This is a genomic window from Aeromonas sp. 11P, assembly GCF_051920165.1.
In the GTDB taxonomy this organism is placed as follows: domain Bacteria; phylum Pseudomonadota; class Gammaproteobacteria; order Enterobacterales; family Aeromonadaceae; genus Aeromonas; species Aeromonas veronii.
In genome coordinates this window covers 3,194,066-3,219,052 of sequence record NZ_JBQBDJ010000004.1, presented here as the reverse complement: position 1 = coordinate 3,219,052, position 24,987 = coordinate 3,194,066, and the positions used below count along the sequence as shown (strand labels likewise).

20 protein-coding genes, 1 tRNA gene and 1 riboswitch are annotated in these 24,987 nt (G+C 57.3%); of the genes, 9 read left to right on the top strand and 12 right to left on the bottom strand.

Annotated features, from left to right (window positions below; translation table 11 throughout):
- Positions 1-350: 350 nt before the first annotated feature.
- The 3 genes from ACTG1P_RS14845 to ACTG1P_RS14835 form a co-directional block, all read right to left on the bottom strand.
- A complete protein-coding gene (locus tag ACTG1P_RS14845; protein ID WP_440001595.1) occupies positions 351-857 on the bottom strand; it encodes a terminase in 507 nt (168 codons plus the stop codon).
- 782 nt (positions 858-1,639) lie between these two features.
- Complete coding sequence (locus ACTG1P_RS14840) at positions 1,640-3,160, bottom strand: helicase RepA family protein (RefSeq protein ID WP_440001594.1); 1,521 nt, start codon at positions 3,158-3,160, stop codon at positions 1,640-1,642.
- A 7-nt stretch (positions 3,161-3,167) separates the two neighbouring features.
- A complete protein-coding gene (locus ACTG1P_RS14835; protein WP_136501644.1) occupies positions 3,168-3,401 on the bottom strand; it encodes a hypothetical protein in 234 nt (77 codons plus the stop codon).
- Positions 3,402-3,995: 594 nt separating this feature from the next.
- On the opposite strand from ACTG1P_RS14835, the gene ACTG1P_RS14830 reads away from it, so the two are divergent.
- From ACTG1P_RS14830 to ACTG1P_RS14820, 3 genes are read left to right on the top strand one after another with little or no spacing between them, the layout of a single operon-like run.
- Positions 3,996-4,757 (top strand): hypothetical protein, encoded by a 762-nt coding sequence (locus tag ACTG1P_RS14830; RefSeq protein ID WP_219271459.1) that lies wholly within the window; start codon positions 3,996-3,998, stop codon positions 4,755-4,757.
- A gap of 1 nt (position 4,758) precedes the next feature.
- Positions 4,759-6,498 carry a hypothetical protein gene (locus ACTG1P_RS14825; RefSeq protein WP_440001593.1) on the top strand — a complete coding sequence of 580 codons (1,740 nt, stop codon included), beginning with the start codon at positions 4,759-4,761 and terminating at the stop codon, positions 6,496-6,498.
- Positions 6,470-8,203 carry a LeoA/HP0731 family dynamin-like GTPase gene (locus ACTG1P_RS14820; protein ID WP_429147216.1) on the top strand — a complete coding sequence of 578 codons (1,734 nt, stop codon included), beginning with the start codon at positions 6,470-6,472 and terminating at the stop codon, positions 8,201-8,203. The genes ACTG1P_RS14825 and ACTG1P_RS14820 overlap by 29 nt, the downstream gene beginning before the upstream one ends.
- A gap of 553 nt (positions 8,204-8,756) precedes the next feature.
- Here ACTG1P_RS14820 and ACTG1P_RS14815 read toward each other — a convergent pair.
- The 3 genes from ACTG1P_RS14815 to ACTG1P_RS14805 all read right to left on the bottom strand — a co-directional run bounded on the left by ACTG1P_RS14815 (position 8,757) and on the right by ACTG1P_RS14805 (position 11,021).
- Positions 8,757-9,800 carry a hypothetical protein gene (locus tag ACTG1P_RS14815; RefSeq protein ID WP_440001592.1) on the bottom strand — a complete coding sequence of 348 codons (1,044 nt, stop codon included), beginning with the start codon at positions 9,798-9,800 and terminating at the stop codon, positions 8,757-8,759.
- Positions 9,797-10,822: a tyrosine-type recombinase/integrase gene (locus tag ACTG1P_RS14810; protein WP_421273887.1), complete on the bottom strand. Its 1,026-nt coding sequence runs from the start codon at positions 10,820-10,822 to the stop codon at positions 9,797-9,799. Before ACTG1P_RS14810 ends, ACTG1P_RS14815 begins: the two co-directional genes overlap by 4 nt.
- Positions 10,823-10,935: 113 nt before the next feature.
- Positions 10,936-11,021, bottom strand: a tRNA-Leu gene (locus ACTG1P_RS14805).
- Positions 11,022-11,164: 143 nt separating this feature from the next.
- Here ACTG1P_RS14805 and ACTG1P_RS14800 point away from each other — a divergent pair.
- Complete coding sequence (locus ACTG1P_RS14800) at positions 11,165-11,698, top strand: RDD family protein (protein WP_421235923.1); 534 nt, start codon at positions 11,165-11,167, stop codon at positions 11,696-11,698.
- A 74-nt stretch (positions 11,699-11,772) separates the two neighbouring features.
- On the opposite strand, the gene lptG is transcribed toward ACTG1P_RS14800, so the two are convergent.
- Positions 11,773-12,843, bottom strand: coding sequence for an LPS export ABC transporter permease LptG (gene lptG / locus ACTG1P_RS14795; RefSeq protein WP_411615208.1), 1,071 nt, complete (start codon positions 12,841-12,843; stop codon positions 11,773-11,775).
- Between the two features lie 25 nt (positions 12,844-12,868).
- Positions 12,869-13,981: an LPS export ABC transporter permease LptF gene (lptF, locus tag ACTG1P_RS14790; RefSeq protein ID WP_440001591.1), complete on the bottom strand. Its 1,113-nt coding sequence runs from the start codon at positions 13,979-13,981 to the stop codon at positions 12,869-12,871.
- Positions 13,982-14,153: 172 nt separating this feature from the next.
- Between lptF and pepA the strand changes: the two genes are divergently transcribed.
- The 3 genes from pepA (at position 14,154) to ACTG1P_RS14775 (ending at position 19,209) form a co-directional block, all read left to right on the top strand.
- Positions 14,154-15,662, top strand: coding sequence for a leucyl aminopeptidase (pepA, locus tag ACTG1P_RS14785; RefSeq protein ID WP_005336423.1), 1,509 nt, complete (start codon positions 14,154-14,156; stop codon positions 15,660-15,662).
- A 174-nt stretch (positions 15,663-15,836) separates the two neighbouring features.
- A complete protein-coding gene (locus tag ACTG1P_RS14780) occupies positions 15,837-16,292 on the top strand; it encodes a DNA polymerase III subunit chi (protein WP_274161590.1) in 456 nt (151 codons plus the stop codon).
- Positions 16,293-16,356: 64 nt separating this feature from the next.
- Positions 16,357-19,209: a valine--tRNA ligase gene (locus tag ACTG1P_RS14775; protein ID WP_440001590.1), complete on the top strand. Its 2,853-nt coding sequence runs from the start codon at positions 16,357-16,359 to the stop codon at positions 19,207-19,209.
- 70 nt (positions 19,210-19,279) lie between these two features.
- On the opposite strand, the gene ACTG1P_RS14770 is transcribed toward ACTG1P_RS14775, so the two are convergent.
- Entirely contained in the window at positions 19,280-20,266 is a 987-nt protein-coding gene (locus tag ACTG1P_RS14770; protein ID WP_440001589.1) for a sodium:calcium antiporter, read from the bottom strand.
- Between the two features lie 87 nt (positions 20,267-20,353).
- A riboswitch (yybP-ykoY riboswitch) is annotated at positions 20,354-20,461 on the bottom strand.
- Positions 20,462-20,633: 172 nt separating this feature from the next.
- Here ACTG1P_RS14770 and ACTG1P_RS14765 point away from each other — a divergent pair.
- The gene (locus ACTG1P_RS14765) at positions 20,634-21,221 is read left to right on the top strand and encodes a superinfection exclusion B family protein (protein ID WP_005336432.1); all 588 of its coding nucleotides are present in this window, start codon (positions 20,634-20,636) and stop codon (positions 21,219-21,221) included.
- Positions 21,222-21,300: 79 nt separating this feature from the next.
- Here ACTG1P_RS14765 and ACTG1P_RS14760 read toward each other — a convergent pair whose 3' ends face one another.
- Both ACTG1P_RS14760 and ACTG1P_RS14755 read right to left on the bottom strand, forming a co-directional pair.
- Positions 21,301-22,155, bottom strand: coding sequence for an AraC family transcriptional regulator (locus ACTG1P_RS14760; protein ID WP_440001588.1), 855 nt, complete (start codon positions 22,153-22,155; stop codon positions 21,301-21,303).
- A gap of 4 nt (positions 22,156-22,159) precedes the next feature.
- Positions 22,160-22,666, bottom strand: coding sequence for a GNAT family N-acetyltransferase (locus ACTG1P_RS14755; RefSeq protein ID WP_440001587.1), 507 nt, complete (start codon positions 22,664-22,666; stop codon positions 22,160-22,162).
- A 161-nt stretch (positions 22,667-22,827) separates the two neighbouring features.
- Here ACTG1P_RS14755 and ACTG1P_RS14750 point away from each other — a divergent pair, with 161 nt between their 5' ends.
- Entirely contained in the window at positions 22,828-24,276 is a 1,449-nt protein-coding gene (locus ACTG1P_RS14750) for a catalase (RefSeq protein ID WP_005355226.1), read from the top strand.
- Positions 24,277-24,585: 309 nt separating this feature from the next.
- On the opposite strand, the gene ACTG1P_RS14745 is transcribed toward ACTG1P_RS14750, so the two are convergent.
- Complete coding sequence (locus ACTG1P_RS14745; RefSeq protein ID WP_236356118.1) at positions 24,586-24,903, bottom strand: YnjH family protein; 318 nt, start codon at positions 24,901-24,903, stop codon at positions 24,586-24,588.
- Positions 24,904-24,987: the final 84 nt, after the last annotated feature.

Here is a 24,987-nt window from a genome sequence, read left to right as displayed (position 1 = left end):
TCGAACCTTGATAATCAAAGAGATTGAAATCAGCCGCTCATTTGAGGCCCGCAACGAGTCGGGCAATCTGTATGGAAGGAAATAGTTAGCACGTTTCCCTGAAAGGGGAAACTGCTGATGAGGAGCCAAGAACTGGCAATTACAGATGTGGTAAGCAGGGCGGCAAATCAAAATGCCCCACAAATGCCCCACAGAACTGGGGGACCGGAAAAGCACAAGGGCCTAGCCGAAGCTAAGCCCTTGTTAAATTTGGTCGGTGTGAGAGGATTCGAACCTCCGACCCCTTCGTCCCGAACGAGATTGTCACGATGGCTTTGGGGCTTTCATACGATCTTGCAAAATCAGTCATCCTAATCAACCTCGCTATCTTCGTCCCAGTTGGGTGGATGCACAAACGTGACTGTCGATTTCACCTGCATGCTCCCGCGGCTAACGCCCGAATTTTCTCGCTGACCCCTATCGCCGTACTTCTTGGGAGCCAGCTTCGAGGCCAGCCATTTACGAGCATCGATCTGCAGGCGGGCACGAGCAATCACATCATGGTTAACTTTTACGTTCCCGTTGGCGTCGAGGAAGGTGTCCTTACTGCCGTCATCAGCAATCTGGAGGATCTCGTCGGCCAGTTTGTCGGCCAGATCCTCGCGCGCACACGCGTACTGGTCCCTAAATTCTATATAGCGTTCATCAGCCAACCAGCGCATCACCATGGATTTGGACGGCATGCCTGGACGCGCAAGCACTGCGCGTAGACTCACTCCATCAGCAATGGCGCTGCATATAGCCTCACCCAACTCGTTTGTGAATGCACTCCGACGACCTCTTGTTACCGTCTTGGGATTCGACGTATTGGTTTCCACAGTGGAAACCTGAGGAGTAAAAACTGGGATCATAACTTGAGTTGTAGAATCCACGCGTTCAGAGCCCCTGATAGGGGCCGTAGGCATACCTGAAGATAAGGTAGCATTAACGTGTGTTATGACTCTTGACCATTTGTGCGTCTTGGCCCGCTTGTTAATGGCGGTATGTGAAATGCCGTGCTCTATCGCTATTTGGCGCACACTTTGGCGGCCAGCACTGTACGCGAGTTCGATACTGTGCCAGTTTGGGGAATCTGTTGTATGCATAGAGGAATAGGTCATAGGCGACCAGTATTTACGATGGGGGGAGACCGGTTCCAGCCCTACAGGGGGAAGACGCTCATTATTGCTAGGATGTGCGGAAATAAATCAGCCAGCCCTCCTTTGCTGGAACAGTGGGTTACGCATCTGGCGCGAGGCTACTCAGAGCAAGGCATTGCGGCCAGCAGCGGGGAAAAACGTGTGCAAAAACGAAAAAGGCCCCGGGGGACCTTTGACCATGATACTTTGAGCGGGCTTTGCCTGCTTCCGGATCTCCTTCTCGAATTTTTCCTAGGACAGCGCCTTGTCGCGCAATAGCTGCACTTCGCCATCACTAGGTCATCACTTTTACTCACCATCACTACCCCATGAAAAAGCAGACCAAGTGATAGCTGCCTTATCCCAGTAACCGCGCGGGTTTCAGGTCAATCTACCCCCTTCACCATCACTTTTTTCGTATAAGCCAGAAAAGTGATGGTGTCTGGTTGTTTTCAGTGATGACCATCACCTCTCCATCACTTTTAGTCCTCGGCGCCCCTCATCACCCAGACTGTCTTTTCTTTGACGTTGACACCGATAACTCCCTCATCGTTCAGCTTCTTGAACCAGCGCCAGCCGTTGGCTTCGTGCCAAGTGCCCGCAGCCCTCATCTGCTTGACGATGGTTGCCCGCTTGACTGGCCCTTCCTGCTTTTCGCACGCCGTACGGATGACTTGAAACAGCGCCTTGTGGTTCATGGTCACGTTGCCAGCGCCCTCCAGTTCATCAGGGTCTGCCGGGTCGCGACTATCAGCGATAACCACCAAGCTCGTTACCTCGTCGTTGTCGTCGTCATAGCAAACGACACGGGTACGCAGGTCGTATGCACGGCGGCCGGGCTCGTCGCCGTCCTTCATCTTGGTGCACAGCAAGGTGAACGCTTGGGCGTCTGTCACTTCACGCTTGAGAAGAAATTCAGCATCCAGGGCAGCACGAAACGCGCTGGAGCCGCGAGCGCCGTTGTCCTCGTTCTTACCGGTGTGGTGAACCAGAAGAATAACGGCCTTGGTCAGCGCCTTGATTGTGTCGCAACCGTTGATGAAGGCCCCCATATCCGCAGCCCTGTTCTCGTCGGCACCACCAAAGCAGCGAGCAACTGTATCAACCACAATGAGCCGCACGGGCTGACCGGTAGCCTCCTTCACCTGATTAACGGCAGCATTCAGGCGGGCGATCTGGGCACCATCAGCCATGAATACCGGCATATCAATGCGGTAGAAGTTGAACACATCCTGACCACGGTTGTACTGGTCGCACCAAGCGCGGATGCGCCGTGACACACCTGGGCCACCCTCACCAGCGATATAGAGCACAGCGCCCTCCTCCACACGGCGGCCATCCCAGTCCTTGCCGGTCGCAACATGGCACGCCAGCGACACGGCAGCAAACGACTTGTACGAGCCGGACGGGCCGTAGATGGAACACATGCTCTCAGCGGGCAGCAGCCCCTTGATCAAATACGCCGATTGCCGATCAAACCCGGCATAACCAGCAACCAACGGGAATGACTCGGGTTGATGGGCCTCATCATTAGCAGCCAGCACGGCATTCACCAAATTGTCCCAAGGTTCGGCTGTGTCACCATTGCGCCCGCGATAGATGGCGGCATTGGGTGCCTGCTTGCGCAGCTCGGAGGCCAGCCGTTGCAGCTTCTGGACTGGGAGGGAACCGCGAACATGAATGATTAACTTGGTCGTCATGTCACCATCAGCCATCTGATACAACTTGCCGCCTTCCTCCAATTGCTTATTGCTCACGTAGAGGCTCTGGACTGGCTCCTGCTCTCCGGTGATGGGGTCGGCGGATTGGATGGAGACATTATTGGTACGCTGCCAGATTTCGCGGTTCTCGGCGTTCGGGTCTGCTTGGTGCCCAGTATGGATAACGATGGTGCCCAAACTCTTGAGGTCCGAAAACTTGGTGAAGGGCGCCATTTGCACGACATTCTGCACGCCATTGGCACGGGGGCCGCGCTGTGCTTGAGTTTCAGTGGGTTTGGTCATCCATCACCTACTGCTGTTCAGGTAATTGACCCGCCAGCCACAGGCCGAATAACGGCACATTGACATACAGACGCTTCCCCACCAGACGGCTGCACCTTTCCAAGCCGGGGCGTTCGGCGCGTTTCCAGAAAAGCGTCTTCAGTGTCGAATAGCCAAATTGCTTATAGATGTTCGGTAGCTGGCTCATCGGAACCCAGTTATCTAGGTTCTGCGTCATGCCAATAAGTTCGCGATTAGTCATCTAACCCCCTAAATTTGTTGTCTTGAGTCACTGCGGTTTTGGTCAAACGCAGGATGCAACAAATCCGATCGCCATTTGGAAAAAAATGAAAAATGATTTTTTTCCAACCTATCCGGATAGTCGATATCGATTGTGAAATGCACAACGGTGAGGAGGGGCGCGCAACGGCCTTGCAGGTGAAGCATCCCGTGCGGTGGGGCACTGTTGATTTACAACAGCAAACGTAAACATGGTTCCAATGATCTGCTGAGCCAGGTAGAGTTCGAGACCCGTTACCGAGAACGGTTGGGAAGTGTCTAGAACACTGGTGGCGATTCAAATTTGATTTTTTTCGTGGCAACTATCAGGGCTGAGCGGAGTTATACGGAAGGCTCTGCTATTGGATTAGTATTGCCTTCTATCTTTGGGCGTCACGAATTCCCATTGAAGTGGGTGCTTGTTACCATAGCGCAGGGTGGCGGTGAAGGCTTCCAGAGCCTACCCTCTTTGGCTCTGCTTCTGAACATCCACCTATCCACAGTCAGGACGTCCAGCTCGTTGAGTATATTGCCGAACGGAACCCTGCTTGGCATAACCTCATCACAAGGACGCGAAATGAACTCCCCTGAAGACCTAAACCGCCTCTATACCGATGTGTCGGACAGCATTGGCAGCGCAATGGCAGACATTCTCGCGCTCAATGTCGAGCACAAGGATGGTAAGCGAGAAATCGGTAATATCACCGACAAGCTGCGTGACATACGGGGCCGATTCGACAGCGAATTGCAGCAGTTGAAAACCCATGCCGAGTGGGACACGTTCACCCTAGCGTTTTTCGGTGAGACCAACGCGGGCAAGAGCACGATCATCGAATCTCTGCGCATCCTGTTCAAGGAAGAATCCCGCCAGGCACTGCTGCAACAACATGACGACGACCTGGAACAGTTCTCCCAGGCCCTTACCGCTCAGCTCGAACACGTCCGCGAAGGCTTGCGGGCCTTGTACAGTGAGTACACAGGTGAAGTGGCCAGCATCAGCCAAAGCACAGCCCGACTGACGCAAATTGTTCAGAGCGAAGCCCAAGAGCGAAACAAGATTGCCCAGCAAGAAGCTGAGGCACGCATTGCGGTGCAACAACAGGTAGCAGCGCATCGCCAGCAGATAGCCGAGGCTGACGCAAGGGCCAAGCGCGATCTCGCCGAGCAGGAGTCCAACGCACGCCTAGCACTGGAGCAGCAGGAAACCTCACAGCGTCTGGAAATTGCGCAAGCGCATGCGATATCGCGTTTCAAGGTCCGCTTGGCCTTGTTCGGCATCGGTGGGATTTTGATCGGCGCCTCAGCTATGGCGGCAGTCCTGACGTTCGCAGGAGCCTGAAATGTCCCGACATGAACTCGATGAACTGTTCGATGAGGCTACCTCAACGCCCTTGCCTGTTTCCTCGGATGATGCGCCTGCCCTCCAATACATCAAGGCTCGCTCCCCGGCACTGGATGCTCTGGTCAATCAGCAACTCACAGCACTGCATGACAAGTTATTGGCGTACGAGCGTAAAAAGGCTCAAACACGCCGGGTAGACGGGCTGATCATCGGCACTGGTGAAGCTGATTTCACCAAGGGCAACACGCTCTACCCCCTGAACTACAAGGGCAAACGCTTTCAGCTGATCGACGTGCCCGGTATCGAGGGTGACGAAAGCAAGTACGCGCACATGGTTCGCGAAGCGGTGGCCAAGGCTCATCTTGTCCTCTATGTGAACGGCACCAATAAAAAGCCTGAAAAGGCCACCGCAGAGAAAATTCGTTCCTATCTGCGGCTAGGAACTCAGGTCTGTCCCTTGGTCAACGTGCGTGGTAATGCTGATGCCTACGAGTTCGAGGAAGACCGCGAGTCGCTAACAGCGCACGGCGGAGCTACCGCGGCCTTGCAACAGACCGAGGACGTGCTGCGTTCGGTATTGGGCAGCAAGGTCTTGCAGCCCGGCTACTGCGTGCAGGGCCTGCTAGCGTTTTCGTCGCTGGCGAGCGATGCGCAAACTGGGCGCACGACAATCGCCCCTGCCCGTGGCCGAGACTTGGTCATTCAGCAGCGCAATTATCAGAAGCACTTCGCCTCGTCGAAAGCGATGTACGAATTCAGCCAGATCAAGTCGGTCGCCAAAGTGCTGCATTCCAAACTTGCGACGTTCCGCGAAGACATGGTCGAGAGCAACAAGACCAAGGTGTACGAACTGCTGGTTGAAAACATCTCGACCTTGCAATCATTGCACTCCGCCCATGAAGCATTTGTGGCTAGATCCAAGCCAGAGTTTGATAAGTGCCGCGAAGCGATCAAGGGTTCCGTGGAGCGATTCGAACGGCTGGTCATGACCGGAAGGCGAAACCTTTGGGACAATCTGTTCAATAGCCTGAAGGAAGACGCCGACGATATCGTCGAACGCCATTTCGGCGACAACGACGCTATTTCCAGCCAGATCAATCGTGCCTTCAAGACCCGGCAGAATTCGCTCAAGGAAAAACTGCAGGAGCAGTTCGAGCAGTACCTCGACGACTTGGGCAAAGACCTGCAGCAGGCCATTCAGCGCCTATTGGAGGACGTTGCACGGGTGGAGTTCGAGCAGCTTCTCTATGACACCGAAACCCTGAGCATCAATTACAAGACACCTGACTTGGACCTTGGCCTTGAACTGGGTGACTATGGCTGGATGGCCTTCAACATAGGCTCCTACGCATTGGCAGGGGCTGGTATCGGCACAGCCTTTCCTGTGATAGGTAACCTGATAGGCGCTGCTGCCGGTGCTCTAGTGGGCATCCTGGTCAGTTTGCTGAGTGTCTTCACTGGCAAGGAAAAGCGTATTCGCAAGGCGCAGGGGCAAGTGCAGGAGAAGATCGATGAAGCCTGTTTTGAAGCACATAAAGCCTTGAAGGAAGAGCACAAAACGCTGTTTACCCCCGTGCGCAAGCAAATTGATGAGACCGTGTTGTCTCGTGTGCAGCAACTTGACGAGTCGCTCAGGCGCCCTCTGAAGATCATCGAACAGCAGATAGCGCTGATGACCCGTACCAAAGAACAACTGGAGAGCATGCCTTATGGAACAATTCAATCAGTTCAATGCTGAGAAGCAAACCGCACTCAAAGGGTTGGAGCAACTGCGAGCAGTGCTCGACGAGTTGGGCGAGATGGGCGCGGATGTCAGCAGCGAGCTGCAGAAAATAGACTCGGCGGTACAGGCGGTCGAGTCCGACGTTCTGCGTATCGCCTTGCTCGGTGCTTTTTCCGATGGCAAGACCAGCGTGATTGCCGCTTGGTTGGGCAAGGTCATGGCTGACATGAACATCGACATGGACGAGTCCTCCGACCGCCTGGCCATCTACTCCCCAGAGGGGCTGCCGGAAAAGTGCGAAATCGTCGACACCCCCGGCCTGTTCGGCGACAAGGATAAGAGTGTCGACGGCGAGCAGGTGATGTACGAAGACCTGACCAAGCGCTACATCTCGGAGGCGCACCTGATTCTGTATGTGGTGGACGCCACTAACCCGCTCAAGGAAAGCCACTACGACATCGTCAAGTGGGTGCTGCGGGACTTGAACAAACTGTCCTCGACCATTTTCGTGATTAACAAGATGGACGAAGTGACCGACCTCACTGAACAAGTGCTGTTCGATGCCCAGGCCACGATAAAGAAGGACAACCTCAAGGGCAAACTGCAGCGTGCGGCCAATCTCAGCTCGGACGAAATGGCCAGGCTGAACATTGTCTGCCTGGCATCCAACCCCAATGGGCGTGGCCTACCGTTCTGGTTCGGCAAACCGGAGCACTATGAAAGCCGCTCGCGCATCAACGACCTCAAAGCCATGACCACAGAAGTGCTGCGGAACAATGTGCCGGCGATGCTGATCGCTAAGACAGGTTTGGATGTGGTGCGGGATGTTGTCGGCCAGCATGTACTACGCGCCGAAGAGCAATTGGAGCAACTCAAGGTCTTTGCCGAACAGAATGCCGAAGAATCGGCACGCATCAGTCAGGACATTGCCACGGGCCGCAGCGAGGTCAAGCGATTAGCTGGCGAGCTCTTCGAGGAACTTCAGAACCTTGAAAAAGGTTTGCTGGGCAAGCTCCGTCCTCTTGGCCTGGAAAACATTCGTGAATTCCTCGAGGACGAACTCGGTTACACCGAGGAAGGCATAGGCTTCAAGCTGAACCTGAAGATCAAGGGTGCGATCGACCGCTCATTCGATCAATCGTCCAAAGTGACCTGTCGCATCTCTCAGGATATTGGCCGCCAGCTCAACTCCAGCGAAAGTTTTCTCAATGCCATGGGCGACTGTGCATTGAAGTCGATGGGTGGTGCTGCCAAAGGCATTGCGAATCTGAGCCCAGACATAATCAAGGGCGCGGTCTTCGCGGCCCGCGATGCGCTCAGCGCGGTGACCGGTGTCGCGATCAAGTTCAAGCCCTGGCAGGCGACCAAAATCGCCGGAGCCATTTCGAAATGGGCAGGCCCTGCAGGTGCAGCCATCACTCTTACCTCGGACCTGCTCAGCGCATACAAAGCGCATGAACTGGAACAAGAGTTGAAGAGCGCCAAGGAGTCGATTGCCGAGGTGATCAAAAGTGCTTTCAAGGATATCTACAACATCATCGGCGACGACGAAAAGCTGCTGGATTTCTTTGCACCACAGCTCAAGGCGTTCGAGAAGATCGTGGAAACGGTGGAGGAGCGTTCGGCTTTTATCAAAGCCAATCAGGCCAAGCTTCAGGGTGTGAAGGCTAAGTTGAATGCACTTGCGTCGACGCCAGCGCGGTTGAAAGCGACGGTTTGAAGGAATAGCGAGGGGCGCTGGCGTCGGCGCCCAACCATTCGCTGCAGGCCGACGCCCCTGACGGGCCGCGGTCTGAATTCAAACGTTAGCAGGCTTATGGCAAATTTCTCTTCGAGGCAAAAGTTTTCGGCATGGTCCAATCCGGACCTGCCGCCAGTTGCTGCCGGGGTATATGCGGTATGGGAAGGAGATTCTCTTATTTACTGCGGTATGTCAGGCCGTGAGTTTGAAAAGGCCGTTTCAGCCGCTAAGCAAAAATTTGGCCTAGGCTGTGTTACTAAAGTGGTCACGGGTGGAGTGGATAATTTTATGAATGCGCGACGTTGTGGCCGCGGTATGGGTGGTAAGATAGCCATCAACTCAGTCCTTTAGGTGTGATTGGTTTTGTTTGGCGACTAATCAGATCGCACAAACTGGACTGAGTTCCCTTCCTCCTGTGATCTACTATTCGGAACAGTTATTTAGATCTGTACACCCTGAGAAGCTTACCCAGAATCCCTTTATTGTCGAATTCGGTGACCGCTTGAACGGTCACCTGTAATGGCGTAGGCAGTTACACAATATTATTTACAGGCTCAGACTGACCGCTTTTAGTCACTCCCCGCATTTGGCCTTGAAGGCCATTCCATTGCTTCACAATGAGCTGCCATCTGTTCAAAAGATACAACAATCGGTTCTCAGGTTCCTGCCATTGGTTCTCAAGGTTCTGCCATTGGTGCAAAAGGTCATGCCATAGCCGCTGAAGGCCCAACCATCGGTTCTCAAGGTAATCCCATCGGTTCAAAAGATCCTGCAATTTCGTAGAACCAGAATCAAAGTCCAAGAGTTCCTGCGTTTCTTCCCGTAGGATTTCACGCATGTGCTCGAGTAATTGTTCCTGAAGGCCATTAACTTGGTTCAGCAATTGTATCGTGTTGCGATCCTCTTCTTTACGACGCATGAGCCGCCTCGCATCGCGAAACCGAGGAATTCGCTCCACTAAGTCATTCGGAAGCTGCGTAAAGGGGACCCAAAGCTTCATCAGGTCAAGTTCATCGTGATCATAGTGATACTTGGCCAACTCCGTGAGGGTGCTGAGCATTTCATACCGTTCAGCTTTGCGCATATCCGGCGTATCTTGTGCTGGATACACCCACCGAAAGAAGTCGACGTGATACTCGACATCATTCCCAGTGATGGTTAGATAGTTACCTACCGTACGAGGATGGCAATCCAGTTCGGCTGCTATTTCGCTTCGGAGTTTTTGGTCGCTGACCCCATCGCTCATTCCGAAGCGTTCATAGATGACCTGCACCATGCCGACCACTCGCGGGCACAGAGATCGCTTTGCATTTGTCGGCCATGGCACACCATTAGCACAAAATTTGCCAGCACCATCGGCCATGAAATCCATCATCCAATCGGGTGGTACAATCTTTTCCGCCCACAAGCTGCGGAAGTTTGTAAGCACGCCTTTAATCCTGCGTATGTCCGCTCTATGGGGCTCATACAAAAAAGGATTTTGTTGCCGCGGGTCCTGCTTATGCCAGTCCTCCAAGAATCTTTTGGTCGGTAGAAATTCGTCCTCATTTTCATCGTTGTATTCGTATTTTTTCATTTTTGAATGCTCGTTATGTCACCAAAAACACGTTCTGTCAGGGCTGATTTATGGGCCACACACAAGTGGGCATACCGCATAACCATCGCCAACGTCTTGTGTCCCAAGTGGTTGGCAATCTCCAACAGGGTGGCACCATTCATGGCAAGTAAAGAGGCGCAGGTATGGCGCAAATCGTGGAATCGGAAGTCGGTGATTGCGGCCTCGATAAGGCATGCTTTCCAGTGATGATCGAAATGTTCAAACGGACCATGCAGCTCCGAAGTGTGGGGGAACAGATAGGCATCTCCCACCTGGCGAAACGGCATTAGCTCTTGGATAACAGCTGTTGTCAGCGTCAAAACACGCTTCGAACTATTCTTCGTGTGTTCTAGGTTCGCCGTCTTACGCTGAAAATCGAGGTCTGACCATTTCAGATTGATCAGCTCGCTCCTACGAGCACCAGTGGCGATAGCCATGTGGATAAGCAGATGCAAGCGTTCCCACTTACTGGTACTTGCGGCTTTCAGCAGGCGGGACAGCTCATCATCAGATAAGAAGCGGGTGTATTGATTGTCCTCAGTCTTCTGGCGAACTTCACGGGCGGGGTTGTGCTTAACGTCGTGCTTGTCGTTGAACCATTCGAATAAAGAAGAAATGGCCGCTTTGTAGCGATTGAGCGTGCTGGGGCTTTTCTCATCTTTTTGGAGAGCCTCGAGAGCGAATTTGATGTGCTGCCGAGAAACCTTACCGACGGGCTTCCCCTTGAGGCGTTCAGCCCACCAGCCAAGACGTTGGATGAGCGAACGATCACGACCTTTGTACTGATCGAGAAATGCCGTTATTGCGGAATCAATTAGGATTGTGGAAAGGCTGGAGTGCGTCAAAGCATCGGCCATGTCATCGTAAACAATGAGCTGTGCCATAAAGGCTTCGGCTGCTTTTTTGGTTTTGAAGGTTTGGCCGATACGGCGGCCATTTTTCATGAACTGGACGCGATAGCTAGTGCCACGCTTACCGGTGATTTTTTGAATGTTTGCCATGGTTGAAACCCTTTGCACGAAATTGCACGAAGTTTTGGTTTTCAACCGCAGTACTCAGGAGACATAACGCCGCATCAGCTACGTTAACCTGTTGACCAAACAGGGTTTAATAATGGTGCCCGGGGTCGGACTCGAACCGACACGGTTATTCACCGGCGGATTTTGAATCCGCTGCGTCTACCGATTTCGCCACCCGGGCAACTGCGAGGGATTATACGAATGGCGCGATGCCATGCAAGGTGTTTTTCGATTGAACACTCCCGTTTGTTCATTTATTCAACGCCTTGCCGATGCGGGGCCAGTTACATAGAATGCCGCCATCATCTTAATGGAATAAAAACGATGGCCAAGCCTAAAAAAGTCCAACAAAAATCCCCCTCTACCGCCACTCAGCCATACCCGTCAGCGGGTCTGCTGCGTCGCCTCGGCGCCCTGATCTATGATGCGCTGGTGGTGACTTCGCTGCTGATCATCGCTGGCTTCATCGGCATGGGTGTCGCCAAGCTGTTGCTGGTCACCGGCATGGCCAGCGTACCGGCGGGTGAAGATACCGTCTGGTTGCTGACCCGCCACCACCTGAGTCTGATCTACACCCTGTGGCTCGCCTTCGTCATCTGTGGTTTCTACACTTGGTTCTGGACCCGCGCTGGCCAGACCGTCGGCATGCGCGCCTGGCGGCTGCGCATTCAGAACGAGGATGGCAGCCACATCCGCGTTACCCAGGCGCTGATCCGTCTCGCCACCGCCGCCTTTGGTCTGGGCAACCTGATGTGCCTGTTCAACCGCCAGCGTCCGCGGGCGTTTCAGGATATCTGGGCCGAATGCGAAGTGATTGTGCTGAGCAAGCAGGAAAATCTGGAGCTGCTGAACAAGTAATACCGGTTTAATGCAGCAACGAAAGAGGGCACCAACAGGTGCCCTCTTTGCATTGCCTCATAACCTCGTGCGGATTACTGCTTGCGACTGAGGATGTAGAAGGAGATACCGCCAAACAGCAGGCTGGGTGCGACAGCCGCCAGAATGGGCGGTACCGCATAGACCAGACTGATGGGGCCAAACACCCGATCACTCACATAGACGGCGAAGCCGGTCATGATCCCCATCAGCATCCGCGCCCCCATGCTCACCGAGCGCAGTGGGCCGAAGATGAAGGAGGAGGCCAGCAGGATCATCGCCACCACCGAGAGCGGTGACAGCAGCTTGCGCCACATCTCCAGCTTGTAGCGACCGGCATCCTGCTTGTTGGCATCGAGATAGCCGATATAGTCGAGCAGACCGGAGACCGAGAGGTTCTCGGGGTCGATACTCACCACCCCCAGCTGCTTGGGCGTCAGCTCCGAGCTCCACTCCATCTTGTCATGCTGTTCGCTACGGATCTGCGCCGGGTCGTCGAAGCGGGTAACCTGAGTCTGCTTGAGCAGCCAGTGGTGGCGCTCGAACACACCCTCCTGCGCCTGCACCACGTCGATCAGCTTGCGCTCGGGGGTGAAGCGATAGAGGGTGATGCCGGTGAGGGCGCCATCGTTACGCACCCCGTTGATATTGACGAAGTTATTGCCATCGCGAGCCCACACCCCGTAGGCGGAGACCGTCAAACGACCTTCGGACAGCGCGCCCGCCTTGATGTCATCTGCCATCCGCTTGGCGATGGGGGCCACATACTCCCCCATCAGCCCCACCATGATCATCAGCGGGATCGCCGTCTTGAGCGCCGCCATCACGATACTGATCTTGGAGCGACCCGCCGCCTGCATCACCACCAGCTCGGAGCTGGTCGCCAGTTGACCCAGACCAATCAGGCCACCCAGCAGCGCGGCTAGCGGGAAGAAGAGCACCGCCTCCTTGGGCATGGAGAGCAGCACATAGTAGAGGGCGTTGATCATGTCGTAGTTGCCGTCACCGACCGACTTGAGCTGCTCCACATACTTGATGAGCCCCGCCAGACCAACGAGCGTGATTTCACACAGCAGGATCGACATAAAGATGACCCTACCGATATATCTATCGAGAATGCCAAACATCAGCAGAAGTTCCTATGTTGCAGCATCATGCTGATTTTCTGTTGAAATAGCGCCCTTTCACCCCGTTCCACCAGCTGGTGCCCTGCAGATTGAGGGGCAGGCCGATAAACAGCAGGTAACCGAGCGGCACCAGGAACATCCCCGGCCAGTAGGGCAGCCGACCGCTGTCGATGGCCGAACGGGCGGCACTGAGCAGCAGGAAGTAGGAGAGATAGAGCATGATGGCCGGCAACAGCTTGGCGTAGCGACCCTGACGGGGGTTGACCCGCGCCAGCGGTACCACCAGCAGGGTGAGCACCGGAATGGAGAGGGGCAGCGAGATACGCCACTGCAATTCCGCCATCATGGCATTGTCCTGGGTACCGAACAGTTCCATGGTCGGCTTGGCCACCGCCTTGCGGTTGGAACGCTCCATCTCCTGCTGGCGGATCACCAGACCATATTCGCGAAAATCGGAGATCTGGAACTGCTTGCCGGAGAAGTTCCCCTCGTAGCGGGAGCCATCCATCAGGGTCAGCCACTGCAGGCCGTTCTCATCGACCGTCACCACCCCTTCGCTCGCCACCACCACCGAGGGAGGATTGTTCCCCTCCGCCCGCTGCAGCACGAAGATCTTTTGCAGTTTTGAGCCGTTGTCGTTCAAATCCTGGATATAGGCAACCAGACGCCCCTTGTCGAGCTCCATAAAGCGGCCCGCCTGCAGGAAGGAGATACCCGGATCCGCCTTGAACTCGTCGATCACCTGATACTCGCGCTCCTTGGCCTGTGGGGCGATCCAGCCGGTGTTGAACGCCGCAACCACCGCCGTCAGCAAGGCCAGCAACATGGCGCTGCGCATCACGAAACGGTGGCTGAAGCCGACCGCATGCATCACCGTCATCTCGCTTTCGGCGTAGAGGCGACCATGGGCAAACAAAATGGCTAAAAAGAGACTGATAGGCAGCATCAACAGCGCCATATTGGGCAAGTTGAGCAGCAGCAGGGTGGAGACTAGACGTGTCGGCACCTCGCCATCGGCGGCGTCACCGATGATCTTGATAAATTGTTGGCTGACAAAGATAAGCAGCAATACGAATAACACTGCCAGCTGGGTTTTCAGGGTTTCCCTGAACAAATATCGGAAAACGATCACAGTCATTCCCAAGTAAACTTGTGTTTTTAGTCGAATGCCTGAAAAATAGGGCCGTATATTGGATTTTTACCAGTTTGAACTGCGGAGCCTGTGGCTGTTCGCTCCGCCTCTGATACCCCAACAAGCACCGCATTATTCAATAAAAGGTGCCTTTTGTCTTTAGGATGTAGGAGATTCCATGGAGTTCAGTGTAAAGAGTGGCAGTCCAGAGAAGCAACGGAGCGCCTGCGTCGTAGTCGGCGTATTTGAGCCTCGTCGCCTCTCTCCGGTTGCCGAACAACTGGACAAGATCAGCGATGGCTATATCAGTTCGCTGCTGCGCCGTGGCGACCTGGAAGGGAAACCAGGCCAGATGCTGCTGCTGCATCAAGTACCGGGCGTGCTCAGCGAGCGCGTACTGCTGGTCGGATGCGGCAAGGAGCGGGAACTCGACGAACGCCAGTACAAGCAGATCATCAACAAGACCATCACCACCCTGAACGAAACCGGCTCCATGGAAGCGGTCTGCTTCCTCACCGAGCTGCACGTCAAGGGTCGGGATACCTATTGGAAGGTGCGCCAGGCGGTAGAAACCACCAAGGCGGGCCTCTACAGCTTCGATCAGTTCAAGACCAACAAGGCCGAGCCACGTCGCCCGCTGCGCAAGCTGGTATTCAACGTGCCGACGCGTCGGGAACTGACCATTGGTGAAAAAGCCATCGCTCACGGTCTGGCCGTGGCCAAGGGTGTACGGGTCTGCCGCGACGTAGCGAACATGCCGCCCAACGTCTGCAACCCGGCCTATCTGGCCTCCCAGGCCCGTCGTCTGGCCGATGCCTACGACAACATCACCACCAAGGTGGTGGGCGAGCAGGAGATGGCCGAACTCGGCATGAACTCCTATCTGGCAGTGGCGCGCGGCTCCGACAACGAAGCCATGATGGCCATCATCGAATACAAGGGTCATCCGGATGCCAAGCCCATCGTGCTGGTCGGCAAGGGTCTGACCTTCGACTCCGGCGGCATCTCCATCAAGCCGGCCGACGGCATGGACGAGATGAAGTACGACATGGGTGGCGCCGCCTCCGTGCTCGGTACCATGCATGCGCTGGCCCAGCTGCAACTGCCGATCAACGTCATCGGCGTGCTGGCAGGCTGCGAGAACATGCCGGGTGGCAACGCCTATCGTCCGGGTGACATCCTCACCTCCATGTCCGGCCAGACCATCGAAGTGCTCAACACCGATGCGGAAGGTCGTCTGGTGCTGTGTGATGCGCTGACCTATGTGGACCGCTTCGATCCGGAAACCGTGATCGACGTGGCGACCCTGACCGGTGCCTGCGTTATCGCGCTGGGTCACCACACCTCGGGTCTGCTGGCCAACCACAACCCGCTAGCCCACGAGCTGCTCAACGCCTCCGAGCAGGCGGGTGATCGCGCCTGGCGTCTGCCGTTGTTCGACGAGTATCAGGAGCAGATCGACAGCCCGTTCGCCGACATGGCCAACATCGGCGGTCGTCCGGCTGGCACCATCACCGCAGCCGCCTTCCTGTCACGCTTCACCAAGAAGTACAACTGGGCTCACCTGGATATCGCCGGGACCGCCTGGAAGAGTGGCAAGGATAAAGGCTCCACCGGTCGTCCGGTGCCCCTGCTGACCCAGTTCCTGCTGAACCGGGCTGGCGTGGATATCGAAGAGAAAGAGTAACTCTCCGGCCCCTGCCGATGGCTGCATCGGAAGGGTTGGCGTTACCCTGAACCACAAGGAAGAGGCCCGCCTCTTCCTTGTTTCATTCTTGAATCAGTGAGCTGCGGACGGGAAACACCCCGTCAGCCTCATGAGGCGGTCAACAGTCCGTCACCGCAAAACGGGATCAACCTGATGAGCCAAGTGACCTTTTACCTGATGAGCGAACAGGATGACGCGCAGGCCGCTGCGGTCGAGCGACTGGCCTGCACTATCGCGGCCGAGTCGTGGGGGGCGGGCCATATCTACCTGTTCTGCAACGATGAGGCCCAGGCCCTGCGTCTGGACGAGCTGTTGTGGCAACTGCCGCCGGAGCGCTTCGTGCCGCACCAGCTGCAAGGCGAAAGCGGCATGGCCCCGGTGGAGATCGGCTATCAGCCACCGAAACGGCGCTACGCCCGCCTCATCAATCTGGCCACTGCGACACCTTTGTTTGCAGGACACTTCGCTCAAGTGGTAGATTTTGTCCCCACTGACGAAACACAAAAGCAGCAAGCCCGCGAGCGCTACAAGCACTATCGCCAGGCAGGCCATACCCTCGAAATGAGGGATCAGCCCGTCCTTGCCGCACCGGATCCGGCGCAGCCCTGACTGCAACCAATTGATCCATAAAGAATCAACACCAGACTCCATCCATCCAGATTACGGCGAGACCATGGAAAAGACTTTTAATCACAACGCCATCGAACAGGCGCTCTATCAGCACTGGGAAGCCCAGGGTTACTTCAAGCCCCACGGCGACACCAGCAAAGACTCCTTCTGCATCATGATCCCGCCGCCGAACGTCACTGGCAGCCTGCACATGGGTCACGCCTTCCAGCAAACCCTGATGGATACCCTGATCCGCTACAACCGCATGCAGGGCAAAAACACCCTGTGGCAGGCAGGTACCGACCACGCCGGTATCGCCACCCAGATGGTGGTTGAGCGCAAGATCGCCGCAGAAGAGGGCAAAACTCGCCACGATTACGGCCGTGATGCCTTCATCGACAAGATTTGGCAGTGGAAGGAAGAGTCCGGTGGCACCATCACCCGCCAGATGCGCCGTCTGGGCGACTCCGTGGATTGGGAGCGCGAGCGCTTCACCATGGATGAGGGTCTCTCCGCCGCCGTGCAGGAAGTGTTTGTCCGTCTCTACGAAGATGGCCTGATGTACCGCGGCAAGCGTCTGGTGAACTGGGATCCGAAACTCAACACCGCCATCTCCGATCTGGAAGTGGAAAACCGCGAGATCAAGGGCCACATGTGGCACCTGCGCTATCCGCTGGCCAACGGCGCCAAGACTGCCGAAGGCAAGGATTACCTGATCGTCGCCACCACCCGTCCGGAGACCATGCTGGGCGATACCGCCGTGGCCGTGAACCCGGAAGATCCGCGCTACAAGGCGCTGATCGGCCAGCACATCCTGCTGCCGCTGGTGAACCGTCTGATCCCCATCGTTGCCGACGAACACGCCGACATGGAGAAGGGCACCGGTTGCGTGAAGATCACCCCGGCCCACGACTTCAACGATAACGAAGTGGGCAAGCGCCACAGCCTGCCGATGATCAACATCTTCACCCTGGACGCCCACGTGCGTGCCGAGGCCGAAGTGGTCGATACCAACGGCAACCCGAGCACCGCCTATGACGCAGCCCTGCCGGCCGAGTTCGCCGGTCTGGAGCGCTTCGCTGCCCGTAAAGCGATTCTGGCCAAGCTGGAAGAGCTGGGTCTGCTGGACGAGATCAAGGATCACGTACTGCAACAGCCGTACGGTGATCGCGGTGGCGTGCCCATCGAGCCGATGCTGACCGACCAGTGGTACGTGCGCGTGGCGCCGATGGCCAAGACCGCCATTGAGGCGGTGGAAGATGGCCGTATCCAGTTCGTGCCGAAACAGTACGAAAACATGTACTTCTCCTGGATGCGCGACATTCAAGACTGGTGCGTCTCCCGTCAGCTGTGGTGGGGTCACCGCATCCCGGCATGGTATGACGATGCCGGCAATGTCTACGTGGGCCGTGACGAGGCGGAAGTGCGCGCCAAGCACAGCATTCCGTCCGTGACCACCCTGCGTCAGGACGAAGACGTGCTCGACACCTGGTTCAGCTCCGCCCTGTGGACCTTCTCCACCTTGGGCTGGCCGAACAACACCGAGGCACTCAAGACCTTCCACCCGACCGACGTGCTGATGAGCGGCTTCGACATCATCTTCTTCTGGATTGCCCGGATGATCATGATGACCATGCACTTCATCAAGGACGAAAACGGCCAGCCGCAAGTCCCGTTCAAGACCGTCTACATCACCGGCCTCATCCGTGACGAAGAGGGCCAGAAGATGTCCAAGTCCAAGGGCAACGTACTGGACCCGCTCGACATGATCGACGGTATCTCGCTGGAAGATCTGCTGGAGAAGCGCACCGGCAACATGATGCAGCCGCAGATGGCCGAGAAGATCGCCAAGCGTACCGCCAAGCAGTTCCCGGAAGGGATCGATGCCCACGGTACCGACGCCCTGCGCTTCACTCTGGCAGCGCTGGCCTCTACCGGTCGTGACATCAACTGGGACATGAAGCGCCTGGATGGCTACAACAACTTCTGCAACAAGTTGTGGAACGCCTCCCGCTATGTGCTGATGAACACCGAAGATCAGGATTGTGGCTTCAACGGCGGCGAGATGCAGTTCAGTCTGGCGGATCGCTGGATCCAGTCCCAGCTGCAGGTGGCCATCCGTGACTTCCGTACCGCCCTCGATACCTACCGCTTCGATATCGCGGCTGGCGTGCTGTACGAATTTATCTGGAACCAGTTCTGTGACTGGTATCTGGAGCTGACCAAGCCGGTGCTGACCAAGGGCTCCGAGGCCGAGCAGCGCGCTGCCCGCCACACCCTGGTGACCGTGCTGGAAACCCTGCTGCGTCTGGCGCACCCGATCATCCCGTTCATCACCGAGACCATCTGGAAATCGGTCGCCCCGCTGGCTGGCGTACACGCCGACACCATCATGATTCAGGCTTTCCCGGAGTTCGACGCCGCCAAGGTGGACGAAGCAGCGATGGCGGATCAGGAGTGGGTGAAGGAGTTCATCGTCAGCATCCGCAACATCCGCGCCGAGATGAACGTGGCACCGAGCGTGCCCCTCAACGTGCTGCTCCAGTGCGATGCCAAGGATGCCAAGCGCGCCGCTGACAACGAGGCCTTCCTCAAGTCCCTGGCCCGTCTGGAGTCCATCCGCGTTCTGGCGGACGGTGAAACCGCCCCGCTGTCAGTGAAGAAGCTGATCGGTGCCACCGAGCTGATGATCCCGATGGCCGGTCTCATCGACAAGGACGCCGAACTGGCCCGTCTGGCCAAAGAGGTTGCCCGTCTGGTCGGTGAATGCGGTCGCATCGAAGGCAAACTCGGCAACGAAGCTTTCGTTGCCAAGGCGCCGGAAGCGGTCATCGCCAAAGAGCGCGAGAAACTGGAAGATTACCGTCTCCAACTGACCAAGCTGGAAGCCCAGCAGGCCGAGATCGCCGCCCTGTAAGCGCCGCGACCAACCGCTACAACAAAGCCCCCTGACCCAAGGGGGCTTTTTCATATCCGCGCTTCCCGTTTCAGCTCACCAACAGCCAGCCGCAGAAGCCGAGATAGAGCAGGCCGACCAGCGCCAACCGCCCGGCGGTCATCACTCCCTTTCGGAACCCCCACCAGAGCAAGCCCACTGCCAGCAGCGTGACCAACGAGGAGGCCATCATGGCGCCATCCAGCAGCCATGGGGTAAACAGCAGACAGAACGCCTTGGGGATAGTGCCCTGGATCATCATGGCCCCGGAGATATTGGCCAGCGCCAGCCGGTTCTTGCCCTGTCGCACCCAGATCAGCACGTTCATCAGCTCCGGCATCTCGGTCGCCACCGGACTCAGCAGCAGGGCCGCCAGTACCGGCGAGAGGCCAAACAGCTCGCCCATGCTCTCCAGCTGATGAACAAACAGCTGCGCCGCCAACGCCACCACCACCAGCGCAGCCAGCGTCTGCAGCAGTACCTTGCCAAGGGGCGGGATCCCGGCATCTGGGGCCAGCTTGAGGGGCTCCGGCAGTTCGACTTCGTGGCTGTCACTCTGTTTCAGCTCGCGCCTTACATAGATGAGGTAGACCAGCACAAAGAGCGGAGCCAGCCAGCCTTTGCCGGTAAAGGCGACCAGCCCCAGCGCGGTCGCCACCAGAAAGATGCCCATAAACCAGCGCTGATCCCGGCCAATCTCGCGCTGCACCTCGCCATCGATGGCGCGTTCGGTACGCCCCATGCAAAGCAGCAGGGTAACACCGACCGCTGCATAGCCGATGGTCGCCAGCACCAGCGGCCCGCCAAGGGCGGCGCCAATGCCGATCTCCTGCTGGGCAGTCGTGTTGCCCATCAGCAGGGCGGTGAGGGTCACGATACACTCGGGCAGCGCCGTACCCAGTGCCGCCAGCAGGGAGCCGGTGGCGCTTTGGGAGAGTTTGAAGTGGTGGCCGGTCCACTCGATGCCGTTGACGAAGTATTCGCAGGCAAGGTAGATGGTGACCGCAGAGACGAGAAATAACAGCAGGGTAATCAACATAATAGATACCGCCAGGCGAGCAGAATAACCGATGGACCCGACATGGCTCGCCCGGCTGGCGTGCATATCGAGGCCAAAGGTCTTGCAGAGCGATAGTGCCTATCGCCGCCCATGCCATGGATGCGAGGATCCAAGAGTGTTGACATGGGCCCGGCCCGAAATGCGGACGGGTTGCTACTCCCCATTGACTGAGGGGACGTTTTACCAACTCGACCGCCGCCTCACAAGGCAAATTAATGACAACTCATTCAATAAGTTGTAAGGGAATGTAACCTCGCCAGCGCCCCCTCCCCGCCGCTATTGCGCTGTTGGCACACCGATTGCTGTAGGTAGTTCACTATCCACAACAGTTTGGGAAGGATGAACAATGAAACGGTGGATCCAACATTTCTATCAACTGAACCGCCTCAATTGGCTGATGGTCTGGTTGTTGCTCTGCTGCAGCATCATTCTGCTGTTTCCGGCCGGGCTGATGAAAGGGGCCGTCAGCCAGTGGGCTGCGGATCATGCGGCCTGGCTGGGAGTCGGCATGCTGATCGCCATCTCCTACTTCTGCAGTCAGGGCTTCCTGATCGCCTGGGAGTGGGCGTGCGAAGAGTGGCAGGCACGCCGTCAGCAGGACCAGCTGGCCCAGATGATCGGCTTCCTCGACTTCAACGAGAAGGCGGTGCTGCGCGAGTTCGTGCTGCAGCGTAAAAGCGTCATAAACTTGCCGATCACCGAGCCCGCCGTCAAAAACCTGATGGATGCCGGCGTCCTCACCTACGCCTACGGCAAGCCGACCCGGGAGAAGGATGACGAGAACCAGATTCGCGCCCTGATGATCGCCCTGCCCGCCCGACCGCTGCTCACCTACAAGGTGCTGGGGTTGTCGCGCGGCAAGATGAGCGACGAGCAGGTGGAGCAGATCATGAACGCCCGTCCCAAGTTCGCCCAGAAGGGGTTCCAGCGCTAACCGCCGCCCAACCGCCAGATGCAAAAGAGCCGGACACTGTCCGGCTCTCTCGTTTCTGCATGATCCCGCAGGTTTTTGGCTAGCCCTTCAGGCTGGAGCAGAAGCTCACATCGGCCACCTTGGTCACCGGATCGAAGCTGTGATAGAGCTCGAAGCAGGGGCGATCGTCAAATTCCCAACCGGCCGCCACCACCTCACCAATATGTTGCTGCCAGAGCGCGGGATATTGGGCCGGGTCGGTCACGGTGAAACGTGACTGGCCATAACGGCCACCCGCCAACTGTTGGATCTCCACATTGCCACTGCCTTTGGTGCCCGCCGGAACGGTGACGCAGATATCGGTGCGACACTGCTGGGGCACGGTGATTTCAGGGTTGTCGTGATAAATGAAGATCCACTCCCCCTCGGCCAGCCCCTGCTCGGCAGACCACTGGTAGAGCTGGTCACACACCGGCTCGTAGCCGGTGCCGTAAGGACCGGTCACCCTGATATAGGCCAGGGTGCGCGGCGCCATCTGTTCGGTTTTCATCTGTAGCCTCCTTTCACTGGAACGGCCTTCAGCATAATCAGAGACCCGGGCGGCCGCGTGTCCATTCTTGCTCAGTTGCAGCAGTGAGGGTTGCTGGCGTAACGCCCCCGGCGTCATGGCAAACTGCTTGCGAAACGCCTTGGCAAAGGCTTGCGAGCTGGCAAAACCGGCCGAGAAGGCAATCTCGGTCACCGGATCCCGGCTGTAGCAAAGAGAGCGGGCGGCCCGCTCCAGCCGCAGGCGACGCTGCATCTCGGCCGGGGTTTCGCCAGTGACGGCGGTAAAGACCCGATGAAAGTGATAGCTGGAGAGCGAGGCTAGCTTGGCGGCTTCACTGAGGCAGAGCTCGGGATTCTGCTCCAGCGCCCGGATCACCGGGCGCAATCTGGCTTGATAATCAACCATACCGTTAGCGACTGGCGCCCCCCGCGACTCTGGCCATATAGAGCGCATCCACATAACGCCCCTGGCGGAAGGCATAGTCGCGAGCCAGCCCCTCCTGAGTGAAACCGAACTTGCGATAGAGCGCCTGTGCGGCCTCATTGTCGGTATAGACGGTCAGCTCAATCCGGTGCAGGTTGAGCCAGTTATCGGCCAGATCCAGCGCCGCAGCCATCAGGGCAGAGCCAACCCCCTTGCCGGCCCAGTCATCCCGAACCCCCATACCGATCCCGGCCACATGCTTGCGTCTGGGATTGGGCTCCACATGCAAGGAGATCTGGCCCACCAGCAGCCCCTCTACCTCCGCCACCAAGGCGACCAAGGCGACCACATCACCGTTCTCCAACCGTTTTTGCCACTGGCTAAGGGGTGGCATAGGCAGGTGCAAAGTGCCCGCCTGGGCATTGGGCATGGCATAGAGATCCCGCAAGGCGGGGGCATCGGCGGGTTCGGCATGACGGATAGTAATCTGCATATGAGGCTCCTTCTCGAAGCCACCATCATGCAACATCCGGCGCAGTTACACATCCCCTACCCGCACCCATTTGTCTTGCCTATCAAAGGGCGAGGAAAGGCCCATTGGCCGAGCACGGCGCAGATCCGTAGGCTGACCCCATATCAACAAGGAGAGAAGCCATGACTGACAAAACCCTGCACAGCGCCAACGGCGCCCCCGTCGTCGACAACAACAACAGCCTCACCGCCGGTCCGCGCGGCCCCATCCTGATGCAAGACATCTGGTTGATGGAGAAACTCGCCCACTTCGACCGCGAGCGCATTCCCGAGCGGGTGGTTCACGCTAAAGGCTCGGGCGCCTACGGCACCTTTACCGTGACCCACGACATCAGCCAGTTCAGCAAGGCCGATCTGTTCAGCGCTATCGGCAAGCAGACCCCGGTGTTCCTGCGCTTCTCCACCGTAGCCGGTGAGAAGGGCGCCGCCGATGCCGAACGCGATGTGCGCGGCTTCGCCCTCAAGTTCTATACCGAGCAGGGCAACTGGGATCTGGTGGGTAACAACACCCCGGTCTTTTTCATCCGCGATCCGCTGAAATTCCCTGACTTCATCCACACCCAGAAGCGGGATCCGCGCACCAACCTGCGCAGCGCCACCGCCGCCTGGGACTTCTGGTCACGCCATCCGGAATCCCTGCATCAGGTCACCATACTGTTCAGCGATCGCGGCATCCCCAAGAGCCTGCGGGAGATGAACGGCTACGGCAGCCACACCTTCAGCTTTATCAACGACGCGAACGAACGCTTCTGGGTCAAGTTCCACTTCAAGACCGAGCAGGGCCACAGCTTCTACACCGATGAAGAGGCCGCCACCGCCGTCGGGCAGGATCGGGAGACCAGTCAGGCGGATCTGTTCAATGCCATCGAGCGGGGCGACTTCCCGCGCTGGAAGGTCTATGTGCAGGTGATGCCGGAGGCCGAAGCCCAGACTTACAACATCCACCCGTTCGACCTGACCAAGGTGTGGCCACACAGCGACTACCCGCTGATCCCGGTGGGCGTGCTGGAGCTTAACCAGAACCCGGACAACTACTTCGCCCATGTGGAGCAGGCCGCCTTTACCCCGGCCAACGTGGTGCCCGGTATCGGCTTCTCGCCGGATCGCATGTTGCAAGGGCGACTATTCTCCTACGGCGACACCCAGCGCTATCGCCTCGGCGTCAACCACGGTCTGCTGCCGGTCAACGCCCCACGCTGCCCGTTCCATCACGGCGCCCATCGTGACGGTGCCATGCGGGCGGACAGCAACGGCGGCGCCAGCCCCAACTATCAGCCGAACCGTTTCGGTACCCAACAGCCGAGCGAGCAGCACGAGCCGGCGCTGAGTCTGGAAGGGGCTGCCCTGCACTACGATTTTCGCGACTACGACAGCGACTACTACAGCCAGCCGGGCAACCTGTTCCGCATCATGGACGAGGGGCAGCGCTCGCGGCTCGCCGCCAACCTGGCCCGCTCCCTTATCAATGTGGAGGATGACGCCATCGTCGCAGCCCAGCTCAAACACTTCGAGCAGGCCGACCCCGAATACGCCAAGCGGGTCGAACTGGCACTGGCCGCCTTGCAGCGCTAAGCCGCAAGCAGGCAACATCTGCAAAAACAAAACGGGGGCCTGATGGCCCCCGTTATCGTGATATTGACGGTGATAAATAGAAAACGGAGCCCGAGGCTCCGTTTTTCAATGCTGTATCAATCCCGGACGGAACGCGCTTCACGCTCTTCCCGCTCCCTTGCCAACAGGCGTTTGTACCACCAGCTACTGCGACGACGTTGTGCATTGGAAGAGCGACGAGCCATTTCTTAGGTTCCAGCCAAGAGAAGAAAGGAGCTGCATTATGCGACAGGGATCACGTCCATGTCTTTAGCTGGATCAAGAAAAGCCTCACTGACCCACGGAAATCGTCTTCTGATCTTTTGCTCCCCGGGTGGCAGGCAACACCACCGCAGGAGAGCGCCAGGCCAGCGGGCCATTGCTCTCGAGGTCGTTCTGCGGGCCGCACTCCAGCCAGATATCTCCCTGCAGAATGCGGGCCCCTTCGGAATATTTCTGATCCGCAAACCAGCAGACCCGCTCGGGCAATGAGCCCAGCGGCAACACCAGCTCGGGACTGGCAGACTCGCCCACCACAATGGTTTTGGACGCGGCCAGAGCGGGGGCGAGCCAGAGGGAGGCCAGCAGGCAGAGCAGTACATTTTTCATGAGCGGGATCCTGTTTCGATGGAAGGCATTCTCGAAGAGTCGACCAGCCCCGGGGTTTACTTGACTGACAATCATACTGCCTGC

Bases quoted from the DNA above. Each gene is read 5' to 3' on its own strand.
- ACTG1P_RS14840 (WP_440001594.1), bottom strand. From the start codon at position 3,160: ATGACCAAACCCACTGAAACTCAAGCACAGCGCGGCCCCCGTGCCAAT.
- ACTG1P_RS14835 (WP_136501644.1), bottom strand. From the start codon at position 3,401: ATGACTAATCGCGAACTTATTGGCATGACGCAGAACCTAGATAACTGG.
- ACTG1P_RS14830 (WP_219271459.1), top strand. From the start codon at position 3,996: ATGAACTCCCCTGAAGACCTAAACCGCCTCTATACCGATGTGTCGGAC.
- ACTG1P_RS14825 (WP_440001593.1), top strand. From the start codon at position 4,759: ATGTCCCGACATGAACTCGATGAACTGTTCGATGAGGCTACCTCAACG.
- ACTG1P_RS14820 (WP_429147216.1), top strand. From the start codon at position 6,470: ATGGAACAATTCAATCAGTTCAATGCTGAGAAGCAAACCGCACTCAAA.
- ACTG1P_RS14815 (WP_440001592.1), bottom strand. From the start codon at position 9,800: ATGAAAAAATACGAATACAACGATGAAAATGAGGACGAATTTCTACCG.
- ACTG1P_RS14810 (WP_421273887.1), bottom strand. From the start codon at position 10,822: ATGGCAAACATTCAAAAAATCACCGGTAAGCGTGGCACTAGCTATCGC.
- ACTG1P_RS14800 (WP_421235923.1), top strand. From the start codon at position 11,165: ATGGCCAAGCCTAAAAAAGTCCAACAAAAATCCCCCTCTACCGCCACT.
- lptG (WP_411615208.1), bottom strand. From the start codon at position 12,843: ATGTTTGGCATTCTCGATAGATATATCGGTAGGGTCATCTTTATGTCG.
- lptF (WP_440001591.1), bottom strand. From the start codon at position 13,981: ATGACTGTGATCGTTTTCCGATATTTGTTCAGGGAAACCCTGAAAACC.
- pepA (WP_005336423.1), top strand. From the start codon at position 14,154: ATGGAGTTCAGTGTAAAGAGTGGCAGTCCAGAGAAGCAACGGAGCGCC.
- ACTG1P_RS14780 (WP_274161590.1), top strand. From the start codon at position 15,837: ATGAGCCAAGTGACCTTTTACCTGATGAGCGAACAGGATGACGCGCAG.
- ACTG1P_RS14775 (WP_440001590.1), top strand. From the start codon at position 16,357: ATGGAAAAGACTTTTAATCACAACGCCATCGAACAGGCGCTCTATCAG.
- ACTG1P_RS14770 (WP_440001589.1), bottom strand. From the start codon at position 20,266: ATGTTGATTACCCTGCTGTTATTTCTCGTCTCTGCGGTCACCATCTAC.
- ACTG1P_RS14765 (WP_005336432.1), top strand. From the start codon at position 20,634: ATGAAACGGTGGATCCAACATTTCTATCAACTGAACCGCCTCAATTGG.
- ACTG1P_RS14760 (WP_440001588.1), bottom strand. From the start codon at position 22,155: ATGGTTGATTATCAAGCCAGATTGCGCCCGGTGATCCGGGCGCTGGAG.
- ACTG1P_RS14755 (WP_440001587.1), bottom strand. From the start codon at position 22,666: ATGCAGATTACTATCCGTCATGCCGAACCCGCCGATGCCCCCGCCTTG.
- ACTG1P_RS14750 (WP_005355226.1), top strand. From the start codon at position 22,828: ATGACTGACAAAACCCTGCACAGCGCCAACGGCGCCCCCGTCGTCGAC.
- ACTG1P_RS14745 (WP_236356118.1), bottom strand. From the start codon at position 24,903: ATGAAAAATGTACTGCTCTGCCTGCTGGCCTCCCTCTGGCTCGCCCCC.